The sequence below is a fragment of the Nostoc sp. CMAA1605 genome, assembly GCF_021596505.1.
GTDB lineage: Bacteria > Cyanobacteriota > Cyanobacteriia > Cyanobacteriales > Nostocaceae > Trichormus.
This window is the reverse complement of sequence record NZ_PJIZ01000052.1, coordinates 20,161-33,713: the sequence shown is the minus strand read 5'-3', so window position 1 is coordinate 33,713 and position 13,553 is coordinate 20,161. Positions and strand designations below refer to the sequence as shown.

Annotated in this window: 11 protein-coding genes and 1 pseudogene; 9 read left to right on the top strand and 3 right to left on the bottom strand. The window is 40.1% G+C overall.

Annotated features, from left to right (window positions below; all coding sequences use genetic code 11):
- Positions 1-248 (top strand): annotated as a pseudogene (locus CV014_RS17815) (hypothetical protein); the annotation flags it as partial.
- A 282-nt stretch (positions 249-530) separates the two neighbouring features.
- Here the strand turns inward: CV014_RS17815 and larC are convergent.
- The gene (larC, locus tag CV014_RS17810) at positions 531-1,805 is read right to left on the bottom strand and encodes a nickel pincer cofactor biosynthesis protein LarC (RefSeq protein WP_236143248.1); all 1,275 of its coding nucleotides are present in this window, start codon (positions 1,803-1,805) and stop codon (positions 531-533) included.
- A 352-nt stretch (positions 1,806-2,157) separates the two neighbouring features.
- Here larC and CV014_RS17805 point away from each other — a divergent pair, with 352 nt between their 5' ends.
- The 3 genes from CV014_RS17805 to CV014_RS17795 all read left to right on the top strand — a co-directional run bounded on the left by CV014_RS17805 (position 2,158) and on the right by CV014_RS17795 (position 5,413).
- A complete protein-coding gene (locus tag CV014_RS17805) occupies positions 2,158-2,817 on the top strand; it encodes an L-threonylcarbamoyladenylate synthase (RefSeq protein ID WP_236143247.1) in 660 nt (219 codons plus the stop codon).
- A gap of 353 nt (positions 2,818-3,170) precedes the next feature.
- A complete protein-coding gene (locus CV014_RS17800; RefSeq protein ID WP_236143246.1) occupies positions 3,171-4,385 on the top strand; it encodes a HetZ-related protein in 1,215 nt (404 codons plus the stop codon).
- A 557-nt stretch (positions 4,386-4,942) separates the two neighbouring features.
- Complete coding sequence (locus tag CV014_RS17795; protein ID WP_236143245.1) at positions 4,943-5,413, top strand: PD-(D/E)XK nuclease superfamily protein; 471 nt, start codon at positions 4,943-4,945, stop codon at positions 5,411-5,413.
- On the opposite strand, the gene CV014_RS17790 is transcribed toward CV014_RS17795, so the two are convergent.
- Complete coding sequence (locus tag CV014_RS17790) at positions 5,410-6,243, bottom strand: DNA adenine methylase (protein WP_236143244.1); 834 nt, start codon at positions 6,241-6,243, stop codon at positions 5,410-5,412. The two genes, CV014_RS17795 and CV014_RS17790, sit on opposite strands and share 4 nt — an antisense overlap.
- 289 nt (positions 6,244-6,532) lie before the next feature.
- Between CV014_RS17790 and CV014_RS17785 the strand changes: the two genes are divergently transcribed.
- From CV014_RS17785 to CV014_RS17775, 3 genes are all read left to right on the top strand, one after another.
- On the top strand, positions 6,533-6,739 hold the full coding sequence (locus CV014_RS17785) for a DUF751 family protein (protein WP_236143243.1): 207 nt from the start codon (positions 6,533-6,535) through the stop codon (positions 6,737-6,739).
- Between the two features lie 113 nt (positions 6,740-6,852).
- On the top strand, positions 6,853-7,248 hold the full coding sequence (gene rbfA, locus CV014_RS17780; protein WP_236143242.1) for a 30S ribosome-binding factor RbfA: 396 nt from the start codon (positions 6,853-6,855) through the stop codon (positions 7,246-7,248).
- A gap of 818 nt (positions 7,249-8,066) precedes the next feature.
- Positions 8,067-9,290, top strand: coding sequence for a glycosyltransferase family 4 protein (locus CV014_RS17775; protein WP_236143241.1), 1,224 nt, complete (start codon positions 8,067-8,069; stop codon positions 9,288-9,290).
- A gap of 18 nt (positions 9,291-9,308) precedes the next feature.
- Here the strand turns inward: CV014_RS17775 and CV014_RS30150 are convergent, their stop codons facing one another.
- A complete protein-coding gene (locus CV014_RS30150; RefSeq protein WP_268964771.1) occupies positions 9,309-9,443 on the bottom strand; it encodes a hypothetical protein in 135 nt (44 codons plus the stop codon).
- A gap of 28 nt (positions 9,444-9,471) precedes the next feature.
- Here CV014_RS30150 and CV014_RS17770 point away from each other — a divergent pair, with 28 nt between their 5' ends.
- Positions 9,472-10,671, top strand: a complete 1,200-nt coding sequence (locus CV014_RS17770; RefSeq protein ID WP_236143240.1) for a glycosyltransferase family 4 protein — start codon at positions 9,472-9,474, stop codon at positions 10,669-10,671.
- 489 nt (positions 10,672-11,160) lie between these two features.
- Positions 11,161-13,305, top strand: coding sequence for a GumC family protein (locus tag CV014_RS17765; RefSeq protein WP_236143239.1), 2,145 nt, complete (start codon positions 11,161-11,163; stop codon positions 13,303-13,305).
- Positions 13,306-13,553 lie beyond the last annotated feature (248 nt).

The following is a 13,553-nucleotide window of genomic DNA, read 5'->3' as shown; positions in this document are numbered from 1 at the left end:
CTTTGGGTTCTCGCACCCTAGTGGTGATTTTAGTATTGAGTACGTCAATTGCTTTAGTTGCTACTTGGTCACTATTATTTAGTCTCTTTCTTATCCCTATCGCTAGCACCTTGTTAGCAGATTTAGAAATGCGGTTTGCGGGCTTCAATAAGAAAGATTCCTTTTGGATTTTAACTTTTTTAGCTGCTACTGGTTTATTAGTAGGTGAAATTATAGACCTTTCGATTTTACCTAGCATCAGATATTAAACTAATTCGTAGTGCTGAGTAATGAGTGCTGAGTAATGAGTGTTGAGTAATGAGTAAATGCCCATAGGACTTACACTCATTACTTATTACTTATTAAGTAGAACGGCTTGAAAAAAACAAACTATGTGAAGTAATGTAAAAAGATTGGAATCTAGTTCGTAGTAAGGACTTCAGTCCTTATTAGAGGACTAAAGTCCTCACTACAAACCTTGAATTATCTACACCGTTCTACTTACTCATTACTCATTACTCATGTTTTGTTGTACACGTAGTTCATAACAGCTAATTAAATTGCCAGCTTTGCAATGCCATCTGATGAACTTCCCGCCAAGGAATATCGTATTGACGGGCTAATGCTGCACAATCTTCGTATTCTGGCTGAATGTTAGCGACACGCCTATCTTTAGCTTGTCCTTGCCATGCTACTTTAATTCTCACTGTGCCGTATTTTGTTTCTACTTTTTGAATCTCCCGTTCTAAAATAGCGCGCTGCTGGGTAGTGCGCCGGATACCCAAAGTAGTTGTTTCACGAAATACCACAGTTTCACAAGCTGATAAATTTTCTGGATGACAAATCACAGTTAGTAAAATTCCTGGGCGGGATTTTTTCATACCTATGGGTTGGGTAAAGACATCCACCGCGCCAGCTGCAAACAACGCTTCAAATACATAACCTATCGCCTGTGGATTTAAATCATCAATTTGCGTTTCTAGTACGGAGATGGTTTCTAAATTTGTGCTAGTTTCCTGAGAATCCATGAAATGGGGCTGAGAACTAGCACTTTCACCCAGCCAGAGGCGTAGTATATTGGGAATAGGGAGATTAATCGTACCAGATCCTAATCCTATTTTTTTGATGGTCATTGGTGGTGGTGCGCCAAATTCCCGGACTAAAGTAGTTGCGATCGCAGCTCCGGTTGGTGTTACTAATTCTCTATCAATCCCATTACTATAAACAGGACAACTCCGCATTTCCCATAACTTCAAAACTGCCGGTACTGGCACAGCCATCTGTCCGTGTGCAGCCCTGACAGTACCCCCACCCGTAGGAAATGCCGAACAATACAATAAAGGGAATCCTGCCGCATCAGTACCGATATCTAACCAGTCCAATCCCAGGCAAGTACCAACTATATCTACAATTGCGTCCACCGCACCAACTTCATGAAAATGCACCTTTTCTGGCGCAATCCCATGCACAGCCCCTTCCGCCACGGCTAATTGGCGAAATACCGCCAAACTCCAAGCCTCAGCCCGTGAAGGCAACCCTGCATTGAGAATCATTTGCTCAATTTCCGGCAGATGGCGGCCATGATGGTGTTCGTGGTGATGGTGATGGTGGTCATGGTGATGTGCAATTAAATCCACATGAACCTTAGTAGCCTGCTGACCGTTTTTCTGTACTAATTCCGCCCTTAACTTATATTCCTGGGATATACCCAAATTATTGAGTTTTGCCGTCAAATGTTCGAGGGGAACACCCAGACTCACCAAAGACCCCAAACACATATCACCAGATATCCCGGCTGGACATTGAAAATAAGCGATTTTAGTCATAAGTCAATAGTTAATAGTCATTAGTCATTAGTCATTAGTCAACAGTCAGTAGGGGCGGGTTATGTGAGAGATTTACACTTTCAAACAGATATTTTGGTTAAACGCGCCCGTACAACTCTCAAGATTTATTAGACTCTTTTCTTTTTACTTTTGCCTTTTTACCTAACCTAGTCCCCTAAAATTTGCCTGTGTATGTAAATATATGCAACCCTTAAGTTTACAGAACATCGCCGTAAGAGTATATCCCTTCTTATGAGGGAGATTACTAACGGGTATCTATTCTATAATCCATGCCCAATGCCCCATACCCAATTCCCCATGCCCAATTCTCAATACCTAGTACCTACGCAATATGGCAAAAATTATCTCAGTCCATCCGGAGAATCCCCAAAGTCGCAGAATAGAGGAAATAAGGTCGGCACTTGCCACGGGCGCAGTTATGCTTTATCCAACAGATACAGTTTATGCGATCGGTTGTGATTTAAATGTCAAATCTGCGGTGGAAAAAGTCCGACAAATTAAGCAGCTAGCAAATGATAAACCACTGACGTTTTTATGTCCTTCCCTGTCAAATGTTACTACTTATGCTTTTGTTAGTGACACAGCTTACAGGATTATGAAACGGTTAATTCCAGGAACTTATACATTTTTGCTGCCTGCTACTAAATTAGTGCCAAAACTGGTACAAAGTCCTAAACGCAAAACTACTGGAATTCGCGTACCCAATCATGTTGTGTGTTTAGCATTACTAGAAGCACTAGGAAACCCTATTATTTCGACTTCAGCCCATTTACCGCCAGATGAAGTGGATGACGGCAAATTTCAAATCAATTCAGAATTAAGATTGTCACGCGTGGAGTTATTTGATCGTTTGGATAAATTTGTAGATGTAATTGTAGATACAGGCGGAGACCCAACTTATGAAGTATCTACGATTGTGGACTTAACTGGAGATGAACCCTTGATTACCAGGAGGGGTTTAGGTTGGGAAACTGTGGCTGCATGGGTTTAATTATTGAACTTCACAGCCTTTTCCCGTTGTTTCGGAATTATGTCCGTAACAGACTCCAGTTTTTCTATCGTCATACAGACAAACATTGGGAGTGGTGAGGACACAATGACAGTGATGGAGACATATTAAGCTTTTTAGCCATTTTACGGGCAAAGCAAATATGCTTGTGTTAACCTCGATGGGGTTGCTTGAGAAAAAGCGACACACTACATTCTCTGTAACTTTTTTACATTGCGTACAGTCATATATATGAACAGTGCTTTTGGTTGGTTTTGTGGTTTTCCACTCAAAGCTGACTTTAGCTGCTGTTTGTGTATTGTCTCAAAGGTGCAAAACCACACCCAGGAAAAGTCATGAAACTCAATCTTGCAAATCTACCAGCCTCTACATCTACTTATGTCAATGAAGTTGTTACCGAAGAATTATCCGCTACAGATGCTTTGATACAACTGCTATGTCAGGAAATGCAAGCTCAAGTCAAAGCAACACCTGGTTGTGTGCAGAATGTCGCCCAACGTATTGCCAAGGAAGTCCAACGCATTTGCGATAAGAGTTCCCGCATTCAAACCTCTGGGGCGATTCAGTCTTGGCAGGTAACTTTATCTCGCCACCGCCTGCAAAAGTGTCTACATTACTATAAATTAGGTTCTCGACGGGGACGGGTAGAATTGCATAGTAGCTTGGGTTCTATGGTTTACCGCCATGTCACCATAGCTGGTTCGGAATTGGGATTTGAAGGTCGTTATAATCTAATTGAAGATTTTCTCCAAGCATTTTACATTGAAGCTATTAAGGCTTTTCGTCGCGAGAACGAATTACCGGAAGATTACACTCCCCGCACGCAGTTGCAGTTGGCTGAATACATGGCATTTACTGAACAGTATGCCAAGCGTCGGATTAATTTACCTGGTGGAAACAATCAACAATTAATTATTTTACGCGCTCAAGGTTTTGCCCGTCGTCAGCCCCAGGAAACAGCTGTAGATATTGAAATGGCTGTAGAATCTGCCAAAAGTGAGGAAGCAGAATCTTACCTACGGAACTCGGCGGTACAACAGATTCGGGCGCAAATGATTGCTCAAGCTCATGTTGATTTATCAGAAGAATCAGAACGCGATCGCATTATCTCTGAACTCATTCAATATTTGGAAGCCCAAGGACAATCTGATTGTGTAAATTACCTGGTTTTAAAGCTGCAAGACTTACCAGCCCCAGAAATTGACCAAATTCTCGGTCTTACTAGCCGTCAACGCGATTATCTACAACAGCGTTTTAAATATCATGTGCAGAAGTTTGCCAAGCAACATCATTGGCAATTAGTGCATCAATGGTTGGGTGCAGGTTTAGATCAAAAATTGGGATTATCTGCCCAACAGTGGCAAACTTTAATGAGTACCTTATCTCCCCAACAACAGCAATTATTAGAATTGAAAATGGCTAAACAAAGTGATCAGGCGATCGCTAAAATCTTAAAATGTACTCCCAAGCAACTACAAAAGCGTTGGACACAACTACTAGACATCGCCTGGGCTATCCGCAACGGCCAAACTGAAATGCAAACAGGCTAAATTTCAGCACTACGTCACTTAACCGTTGATTTCAATGAGAAATATACAACATCCCTATTTTTAGGTTTTAGCCCAAACTCTCCACTAAAGCATATTGAATTATCTTATGCCCACCCACTTCAGAACCCCGATTTCTTTAAGAAATTGGGGTTCTTAAATTTCTCAAATCACCAAAAAATCTCCTATTTTTTTTAGTACATTTGCACTGAAAATAACAGAAATTGAAAATTCATATTAAGTAATTATTTATTTACTTCCATTTCCATGAAATCCTGGAATAAGTGAGATTAGCACCAACAGTTACAGATGATGAGCAAAAACGAAAATCATACAAGTCCTCCGTAGGTAAATTTAGTTTATGGGAATTAAGTAGAACAACTAGAAAAAACCAAACTATATTAAGCAATGTAAAAATACTAGGATTCAGTTCGTAGTAAGGACTTTAGTCCTTTTTTGTTCGCGGAGAGAACTAAAGTTCTCTCTACAAACCTTTAATGATTTACCCTGTTCTACTTATCTGTAATTTTTGAATTTTGAATTTTGAATTTTGAATTCCTATGACTCCAGGCGCACGGGCAAATCAAGCAGGAAAGATTTTAGAAAGTAATGTAGATGCAGTATTAACTGCTTATGAATATTTTCAAATTGGCAGTCATATTACTAAAGAGTATTTACTGAATGCTAGTTTATTAAATAAACGCTATGGGAAACAAGTTAGTATCGGTAATGGCATTTATAATACTGCGCTTAAAGTTGATTTCTATGTCATAGGAACACCCACAATTCCTGGCGGATTAATTATTGAATGTAAATGGCAAGAAAGCGGCGGTTCAGTTGATGAAAAGTTTCCTTATTTAAACTTGAATATTCAAGAATATTATCCAGCACCGACAATAGTAGTCATTGGGGGTGAAGGGATGCGCGGAGGGGCTATTGATTGGTTAAAACAGCAAGTGAAACACAACCATAATTTAATAGCAGTTTATACATTAGATAGATTTATTGCCTGGGCTAATAAAAATTTCTAATAAGATGTAATTAACAATTCATTGATCAGCCCTCTTTTTTGAGTATTAGAGTTAATAGAACGGGCAGCTACTATTTTATGAATTTTAAAATCAATCTCTCGATATAAATCAACAATAAAATCAGAATCCGAATTACAAACAGCAACTTTCACCCCAATACTTGCCAATTCTGCACAGACATCTCTTAATTTCTCTTGTTTTCTTGCATCAAAAATAGTCTGATGGTAACTGGTGAAATAACTTGTGCTACTGATAGGATGATAAGGCGGGTCACAAAATACAAAATCATCACAACCTGTAGCATAATTTAATACACTGGCAAAGTCTGACTGTTGAATTGCTGATGTATGCAACAAAGCAGAAGCGGCTCTGAGTAAATCTTCTGGGCAAATATTAGGATTGGCATATCTACCTAAAGGCACATTAAATTTACCTTGGGAATTGACCCGATATAAACCGTTATAACAAGTTTTATTCAGATAAATAAATCTAGCGGCTTTTTCTAAAGCACTACCACCAGAATCAGCCCTAACACTGTAATAATAATCTTTGTTATGTCTAAGTTTATGTTCCTTCAAAAGAAAAATTAATTCTTCCACATGATCGCGGACACAGCAATATACATTAATCAATTCACCATTAATATCAGTTAAAAACGCTCGTCGAGGTTGTAAATAAAAAAATAAAGCTCCACCCCCCAAGAATGGCTCATAATAATTTTGATAATTCTTGGGTAAATAGGGAATATATTGTTGTATTAATCTACTTTTACCCCCAGCCCACTTTAAAAAAGGGCGCGGGCAAGTTTCTTTAGAGATTTCACTAACCATTGCACGGCAATTCAGATATAGGCTAATAAATATAACATCATATTTCAGAGAATATACAGGATTCAGGACAATAAAGTAATTCTGAAGAATCTGACTAATAGATATAGTAGTAATATCAAAACTTGATTGATATCTGAATTTTGCTGATAAGATTCTGAACTGTGACAATATAACTAACGAAGCATATTTTATATGAATTGAGTAGTTTTCCTGCACAATAGATTACAATAAGAGGGATAAACTACATCAAAACAAACGTTAATTCTATAACAAGGCAGTCTCAATTAAAATGTTTGACGGATTTTGGGATAACGTTTTTCGCTACCCCCGCTACTTGATTACTATAGTTCTAGGTTTGCTGCTGAACACCTTTGAACCATTGTTCCCACTCTTAAAGCGTCCAGTCACCCTAGTGGCTGTTTTGGGCTTATTGATAGGCGGTTTGGCATTCCTGACTTTCACATTACGGGCGATGTTGGGACTGGGTACCATCTAGACTAAAAGTATATTGTCGATCGCTGTTAAGGACAGTGTTGGTTCATCTACAACCCTTGTCCTCTCTTACTTATATTTGTTGTTGTCTTACCTCTGTGGAGAGGGATTATTTATATGGCTACAAATCGCCGCGTTTCCCGTGTTGCTGAATTAATTAAACGGGAAGTTAGCCAAATGCTACTGAATGGTATTAAAGATGACCGTGTGGGTACAGGAATGGTCAGTGTCACTGATGTTGATGTTTCTGGTGATCTCCAGCACGCTAAAATCTACGTCAGTATCTACGGTACAGAGGAAGCCAAAGCCGAAACAATGGCTGGACTCAAATCAGCTACTGGTTTTGTGCGGAGTGAACTAGGTGCGCGAGTTAGGCTGCGTCGTACACCTGAAGTGATTTTTATTGAAGACCGTTCCATTGAAAGAGGCACAAAGGTGCTATCACTATTAAACCAGCTTCAGTACCAGCGATCGCAAGAAACAGACGACGATGATGAGCAAATTTCGGAATAGCTAGCCATCATCACTGGTTCAGAAAATAGTTGATTTCAAAACAATCCGCCAAAACATTTCCAGACGTGTTTTAACCACGTCTTTTTTAATTTGTTGAAAATTTTGATCTAGCTGATATTTTAAAAATAATGGCTCTATTGTTCAGTTAAACTCGCCTATCTTCTTACACATATCAGATACTATGGCACAACTGACTTAAGCACATATTAATTCAATTTATTGCAAAATATTCCAATGCAAATACTTTTAAATATGGCAGAATGTAAATATATAAATCAGTACGCTACAACACGCTCATAAATATATATCTTTGAGAGCTTAAAGCTTGTGTCTTCTATCTTTGGAATGATTTTCACTATTTTAAATTCCCCTTTGTATATTGACTGCAAATAATATGAAGGCCAAAGTTTTATCAAGAGTATAAATTCATTTATAGTTGCTTTTTTGGATGTAAGCAAAACCTTAACTCAAGATAATGAATCTAATTTTTATAGATATGCAGTTTTTGTAAAGTTAGTATGAAGTTGATTTAAAGCTACCTTATAATTACCACTGATATCTTCATAAATTGGTGTAGTAAAGGATTCATAGATAGTTGTTAGAAAAATCTGAAGTTTTTGGCACTAGATTTTTTTGTCTTCAATGTAAAAATTTCGTGAAGACATTAAGTAAAAAGTGACTTTTCTCAGTAGAGATACTACGATAGGGCTGTGTATGTTAAGTACCATTGTTGCATAAGTTACGGCTAAAATTCAGTATTTTCCCTAAATCATCAGTTCAACTTCTTTGTGCAACAAAGTTCCCTTGGGGTGTGAGTAATGCGAAAACCAGTTTTAACGATTTTCTACCAGTACAATCCCTGGTGTAGTTCCATAGGCGGAATTCAGACACTCATTAATACATTTATCAAATATGCGCCCAGGGAGTTTGAAGTCCGACTTGTAGGGACAGCAAGCGATCGCTCCCAGACTTTAGGTGAATGGCAACAAGCAGAATTTGCAGGCAGAGAAATTAGTTTTTTACCCCTGTTTTTTATAGAAAATGACGATTTTAGAGGTCTAATTCCTACTACTGTTAAATATACAGCTGCCTTGGTTGGGCGTAATTACGCTTCAGATTTTATGCACTTTTACAGAATAGAACCAACCATAGTAACTCGTCATTGGCATGGGGAAAAGACACTTTTTATTCAAAATGACATTCAAGCCCAAATAGCAGCCAAAGACGATAAAAACGCCATCTTGTGGCGCAAATTTCCCGCCGCCTATTTCACCCTAGAAAAGATGTTGGTGAATCAATTCCAGCAAATCTACTCTTGTAACACCGAGTCCATGAAACTCTACCAAGAGCGCTATCCCGACTTGCAAGAGCGAGTAGCTTTTCTCAAAAACACCTTTGATGAGGATATTTTCTATCCCCTAACCCCCGACAAAAAAGCCCAAAGTAGACGCGAACTAGCAACACGCTTAGGACTAGATGTAGACACCCGCTTTATTATGTTTGCCGGTCGTTTACATCCCCAAAAAGATCCCCTCCTCCTAATTCGCTCCCTAGCCACTTTAGACGACCCCAAAATTCATTTATTAATAGCGGGTAATGGTGAATTAGCCGAGTCAGTGCGCGCAGAGATTACCCAACTCGGACTAGAAAAACGAGTAACAATGCTAGGTGCAGTCCCCCAAAAAGCCTTAGCCGACTTACATCGTGTGTGTCACGCCTTAGTGCTGACGAGTGCTTTTGAAGGCTTACCCTTTGTAGTCTTAGAAGCCTTAGCTTGCGGTACACCCATAGTTACCACTAAAGCAGGTGAGACACCGCAGTTACTCTCATCCGAAAGCGGTATTGTCTGTCAAGAAAGGACACCAGACTGCATCGCCCAAGCTTTACGCCAAGTAGTCATGAATCCAGAAAATTATCCCATCTCAGCCTGTGTCAAAACCGCCCAACCCTACGCAGCCAGAACAGTAATTAGTGGAGTGTATAAAAAAATGTGGCAGCGTTGGGAAAAAAAATCGTTGGTCACAATCAATTCAGGGGCATAGAGCTAATCAATTCAAAATTCAAAATTCAAAATTCAAAATTAAAGAATTTTGGGCATAGGGCATAGGGCATGGGGCATAGGAAAAATCTACCTTGTCTCTCCCCAATTCCCAATCCCAGTCCCCATTCCCCATTCCCCATTCCCCATTCCCCATTCCCATTCCCTATTAATCGAGATTGACAATGAGAGTTGCTGTAATTGGTGCTAAAGGTATACCACCAAAACAGGGTGGTATTGAACATTATTGTGCGGAAATTTATCCCCGCATGGTTTCCCAGGGTCATACTGTAGATTTATTTGCTCGGACATCATATACAGAAAATACTGGCTGGCAAAGTAATTATTATCGCGGTGTGCAGGTGATATCCGTACCAGGGTTAGATTATACTGGCGTGGATGCTTTTGTCACCTCCGCAATGGGAGCGATCGCAGCTACTCGTCAGCAATATGATATTATTCATTTCCACGCTCTCGGCCCTGCTTTATTTACCTGCATACCCAGACTGGCTAATTCTGCCAAAATCGTCGTTACTTGTCACGGTTTAGACTGGCAAAGAGCGAAATGGGGTAGCCTGTCTACCAAGGTAATTCAACTAGGGGAACAAACAGCAGTGCGTTTTGCCCACAGTCTGATTGTTGTCTCAAAAGCTCTGCAAACATATTTTTGGCAAACATATCAAAGAAATACTGTTTATATTCCCACCGCGCCTGCTAATTACGGCGAATCAGACCCCAATTTCGTCTATGGTCGTCATTTAGGACTAGAAACAGGTCGTTATATTCTATTTTTAGGCCGACTCGTCCCAGAAAAACGCCCTGATTTGTTAGTCGATGCTTTTTGTCGCCTGCAACCCCAAGGCTGGAAACTAGTTTTAGCTGGAGGTGTCAGCGATACCAAAGGCTTCACTTCCCAACTACTAGAAAAAATCGCTCATCAAAAAAATATCGTTTTTGCTGGGGAATTAAGAGGTTCCCGTCTGTGGGAAATTGTCAGAGGTGCAGGCTTATTTGTTTTACCTTCCGACTTGGAGGGCTTACCTTTATCCATGTTAGAAGCAATGCGAGAAGGTATCCCCGTTTTGGGAAGTGATATTGCACCACATCAACAACTATTAGCAGAAGAACGCGGAATACTATTTAAAGCCGGAAACTTAGACTCTTGTGTTTCCACCCTTGATTGGGCTTTGCAAAATCCCGAAAAACTGCCAGCAATGGTCAAAAAAGCTCAAAAATACGTCAGTCTTAACTACAGTTGGGATCGTATTACCTCAGAAACCTTAAGACTATATACACAAGTTCTCAATCCCTGTGAAATCACCGACAAATTACAGACAGAAACTTCAGAAGGAGATTTGGCAAAGTTAGGTGCAAAAAATCGGTAATTTCTACAGATGCTCGAAAAGATTGCCTTCCCGTAGCCACTAATCGTTATCACGCCAATTTTGAATTTTGGATTAAAAGTCCAGATTCTTAGACTATTCCAGACTCATACCACCTATCCCTATTTGGTATCAGATATGATAACGAGTAGTTAATATTCTTTAATAATTTACGTAATTGTGCAACTTATGAGCGCAACCTTTCTTCAAATCTCTAGGGAAGTGATGAGTGATGAGTGATGAGTAACGAGTAATGACTAATGACCAATGACTAATGACTAATGACCAATGACTAATGAGTGCTGAGTTTAATTCTTGCTCCCCTTCCCTACAAGGGAAGGGGTTGGGGGTTAGGTTTCCGAGTTGCACAGTGTTATACCATTTCACGAAAAATCTGATATGGATTTAAACCTTGAAAATCTTGCTCCATATAGGTTTTTTAATTGCGAATTGGTATTACTTTGGCTTTGAAAAAAAATTAAGGTATACGTAATGGGAAGAGGTATTTCAACCTTATTTGGAGTATTGCGCCGCAGGGGTTTACCTGCTGTGTCTACATTAGCGGCTGTTATTGGTGCATCAGTCGCCTATCTAGCTATAACGCCACGTTTTTACGCCACATCAGCCAAAATGATGGTTGATGCTAAAGGGGTGAGCGTTTCGGAGTTGGGACGGGATTTAACACAACCTTCTGGAGTGGGACGTAGTAGCAATCCCTTGGCTGATCAAGCAGAGTTAGTCAAATCACAGGCGGTTTTGGATCAAGCTATCAAGACACTAGCTTCCAAACATCCACAGATGCAGCTCACACCTAAAGATATTAGCAGCACGTTGAAAGTGAGTATTCTACCTGCTACTAATATTTTGCAACTGAACTATTTTCACCAAGATCCGCAATTTGCTGCCGATGTGTTAAACGCTGTTTCTCAAGCGATGGTAGAAGAAAATATTAAAGCTATTAGTTCCGAAGCAACCAAAGTTAGACAATTTCTCGAAAAAGAAGTCCCAGTGGCGCGGAATCGTCTCCAACAAGCCGAAGTCACGGAATCTAGGTATAGACAAAAAAGTGGTGTAGTGGCAGATACTGACCAAACTAAAAGCTTAGTCCAAAGTTTAACCAATTTAGAAGACCAAGAACGGACATTAATCGCACAATTACAAGAAGCGCGATCGCGTGAAGCTTCTTTGAGACAATTAACTGCAACTAAAAATATTAATAACGCTTATACATCAGTACGTAGCGGTCAAGATGAACAACTCAAAAGCTTACGAGCTAAGTTAACCGAAATCGAAACGCAACTGATTGAAGCCCGCTTACAATTTACAGATAATCACCCCAAGGTTGTCTCTCTTTTAGGACAACGAGAACAAATCCGTGCTTTATATGCACAGCAAGTAGGTCGTGTCTCAGCCAACAATCAAACCATCCCTACTGAAGATGTCGCCTCAGACCAAATCAGTCAAAATCTCACTACTCAGCTCATTAATAATGAAGTTGAGCGTGTCGCCGTTGAGAACAAATTGCAAACTGTCCAATCTTTGCGAAAAAACCTACAAGCGCAGTTAGCAGTTTTACCTTTGAGACAGCAACCACTCACCATGCTGACTCGCCAACGAGAAGAAGCCGCCGAATCATTAAAATTGCTGCAAAGCAAACTAGAGGAAGCCAGGATTGCAGAAGCGCAAAAAGTCAGCAACTTGCGGATTATTGAACTGGCTCTAGTTCCCACCGATTACGCCTATCCTAAAAGATCAGTGGTGTTAGCGATCGCGATTTTCTTCGGTAGCATTCTCGCCACAGGCGTAGTTTTACTCCTAGAGTTAATGGATAACAGACTCTACGAAGTTGCCGAAGCTGAAGAATTGCTCAAGTTACCCCTACTCGGAATTTTACCTCGTCTTCCCGCCACCAAACTTACCCTAGAACCAGCCGAAAAATTTTTAGATGATGTCGGTTTAGTTGAACCTTACCGGATGCTGCTGAAAAATCTAGAGTTTCGCAGCCATGAGAAATTACAAGTCGTCGTCGTTACCAGTACCATCTCTGGAGAAGGTAAATCAGTCGTGGTTTCCCACCTAGCGGCTGTTGCAGCTATGCTCTTTCGTCGCACCCTAATTATAGATGCAGACTTACGAAGACCTGTCCAGCACACATTATTTAACCTCCCGCCCAAACCAGGAATTAGCGATGTCATCAATGGTAATAGAACACTACTCAATGCTGTGCAGCCGACAGACATTGAAAATCTCTCTGTCTTGACCTGTGGTGAACTACATGGTAGACCCTCACAATTACTAGAGTCAGAAGCCATGAAATCCCTGATTGCCGAAGCCGCACACCACTATGATTTAGTCATTATCGATACTCCACCCATTGGTGTTTGCGCTGATGCTTCTACCCTGAGTCAATACAGTGATGGAGTAATTATGACCACACGTCCCAGCGTCACCATGAAAGAATCATTACAAAGAGCCGTATCAGAACTCCAGCAAAACCGCATCCCCATACTAGGGGTAATAGTTAACGGTATGACCACCGATGCCGAAAAATATTATCGCCATCCCATTGAAGAGAAGCAATCTTTTTTACCCAGGATAAGTTTACCAGGTAGTAATAGAAATGGCGATCGCAACTAATACCAATTCGCAATTCGCAATGTAAGACAGTTAGATACTAGACCTCTTGCACAAATAATTGAAGAGTTATTTATTTGCGTTCTTCTTTGCGTCTTTGCGCCTTTGCGTGAGCTTTTAAATAATATTTTTAGCAAACACCCAAGGATTCATGCAAGAGTTCTACTATCTTGGTTTCAAGCTTTGCATCTCTCGCTTAATTTTGGAGAATTGGTATAAATTCTGCCCCCTTTAAAAACCCATTCCTGTAT

What these genes read in the sequence shown, in the direction of transcription:
- larC (WP_236143248.1), bottom strand. Translation starts at nt 1,805, where the DNA reads ATGACTAAAATCGCTTATTTTCAATGTCCAGCCGGGATATCTGGTGAT.
- CV014_RS17805 (WP_236143247.1), top strand. Translation starts at nt 2,158, where the DNA reads ATGGCAAAAATTATCTCAGTCCATCCGGAGAATCCCCAAAGTCGCAGA.
- CV014_RS17800 (WP_236143246.1), top strand. Translation starts at nt 3,171, where the DNA reads ATGAAACTCAATCTTGCAAATCTACCAGCCTCTACATCTACTTATGTC.
- CV014_RS17795 (WP_236143245.1), top strand. Translation starts at nt 4,943, where the DNA reads ATGACTCCAGGCGCACGGGCAAATCAAGCAGGAAAGATTTTAGAAAGT.
- CV014_RS17790 (WP_236143244.1), bottom strand. Translation starts at nt 6,243, where the DNA reads ATGGTTAGTGAAATCTCTAAAGAAACTTGCCCGCGCCCTTTTTTAAAG.
- CV014_RS17785 (WP_236143243.1), top strand. Translation starts at nt 6,533, where the DNA reads ATGTTTGACGGATTTTGGGATAACGTTTTTCGCTACCCCCGCTACTTG.
- rbfA (WP_236143242.1), top strand. Translation starts at nt 6,853, where the DNA reads ATGGCTACAAATCGCCGCGTTTCCCGTGTTGCTGAATTAATTAAACGG.
- CV014_RS17775 (WP_236143241.1), top strand. Translation starts at nt 8,067, where the DNA reads ATGCGAAAACCAGTTTTAACGATTTTCTACCAGTACAATCCCTGGTGT.
- CV014_RS30150 (WP_268964771.1), bottom strand. Translation starts at nt 9,443, where the DNA reads ATGGGGAATGGGGAATGGGGAATGGGGAATGGGGACTGGGATTGGGAA.
- CV014_RS17770 (WP_236143240.1), top strand. Translation starts at nt 9,472, where the DNA reads ATGAGAGTTGCTGTAATTGGTGCTAAAGGTATACCACCAAAACAGGGT.
- CV014_RS17765 (WP_236143239.1), top strand. Translation starts at nt 11,161, where the DNA reads ATGGGAAGAGGTATTTCAACCTTATTTGGAGTATTGCGCCGCAGGGGT.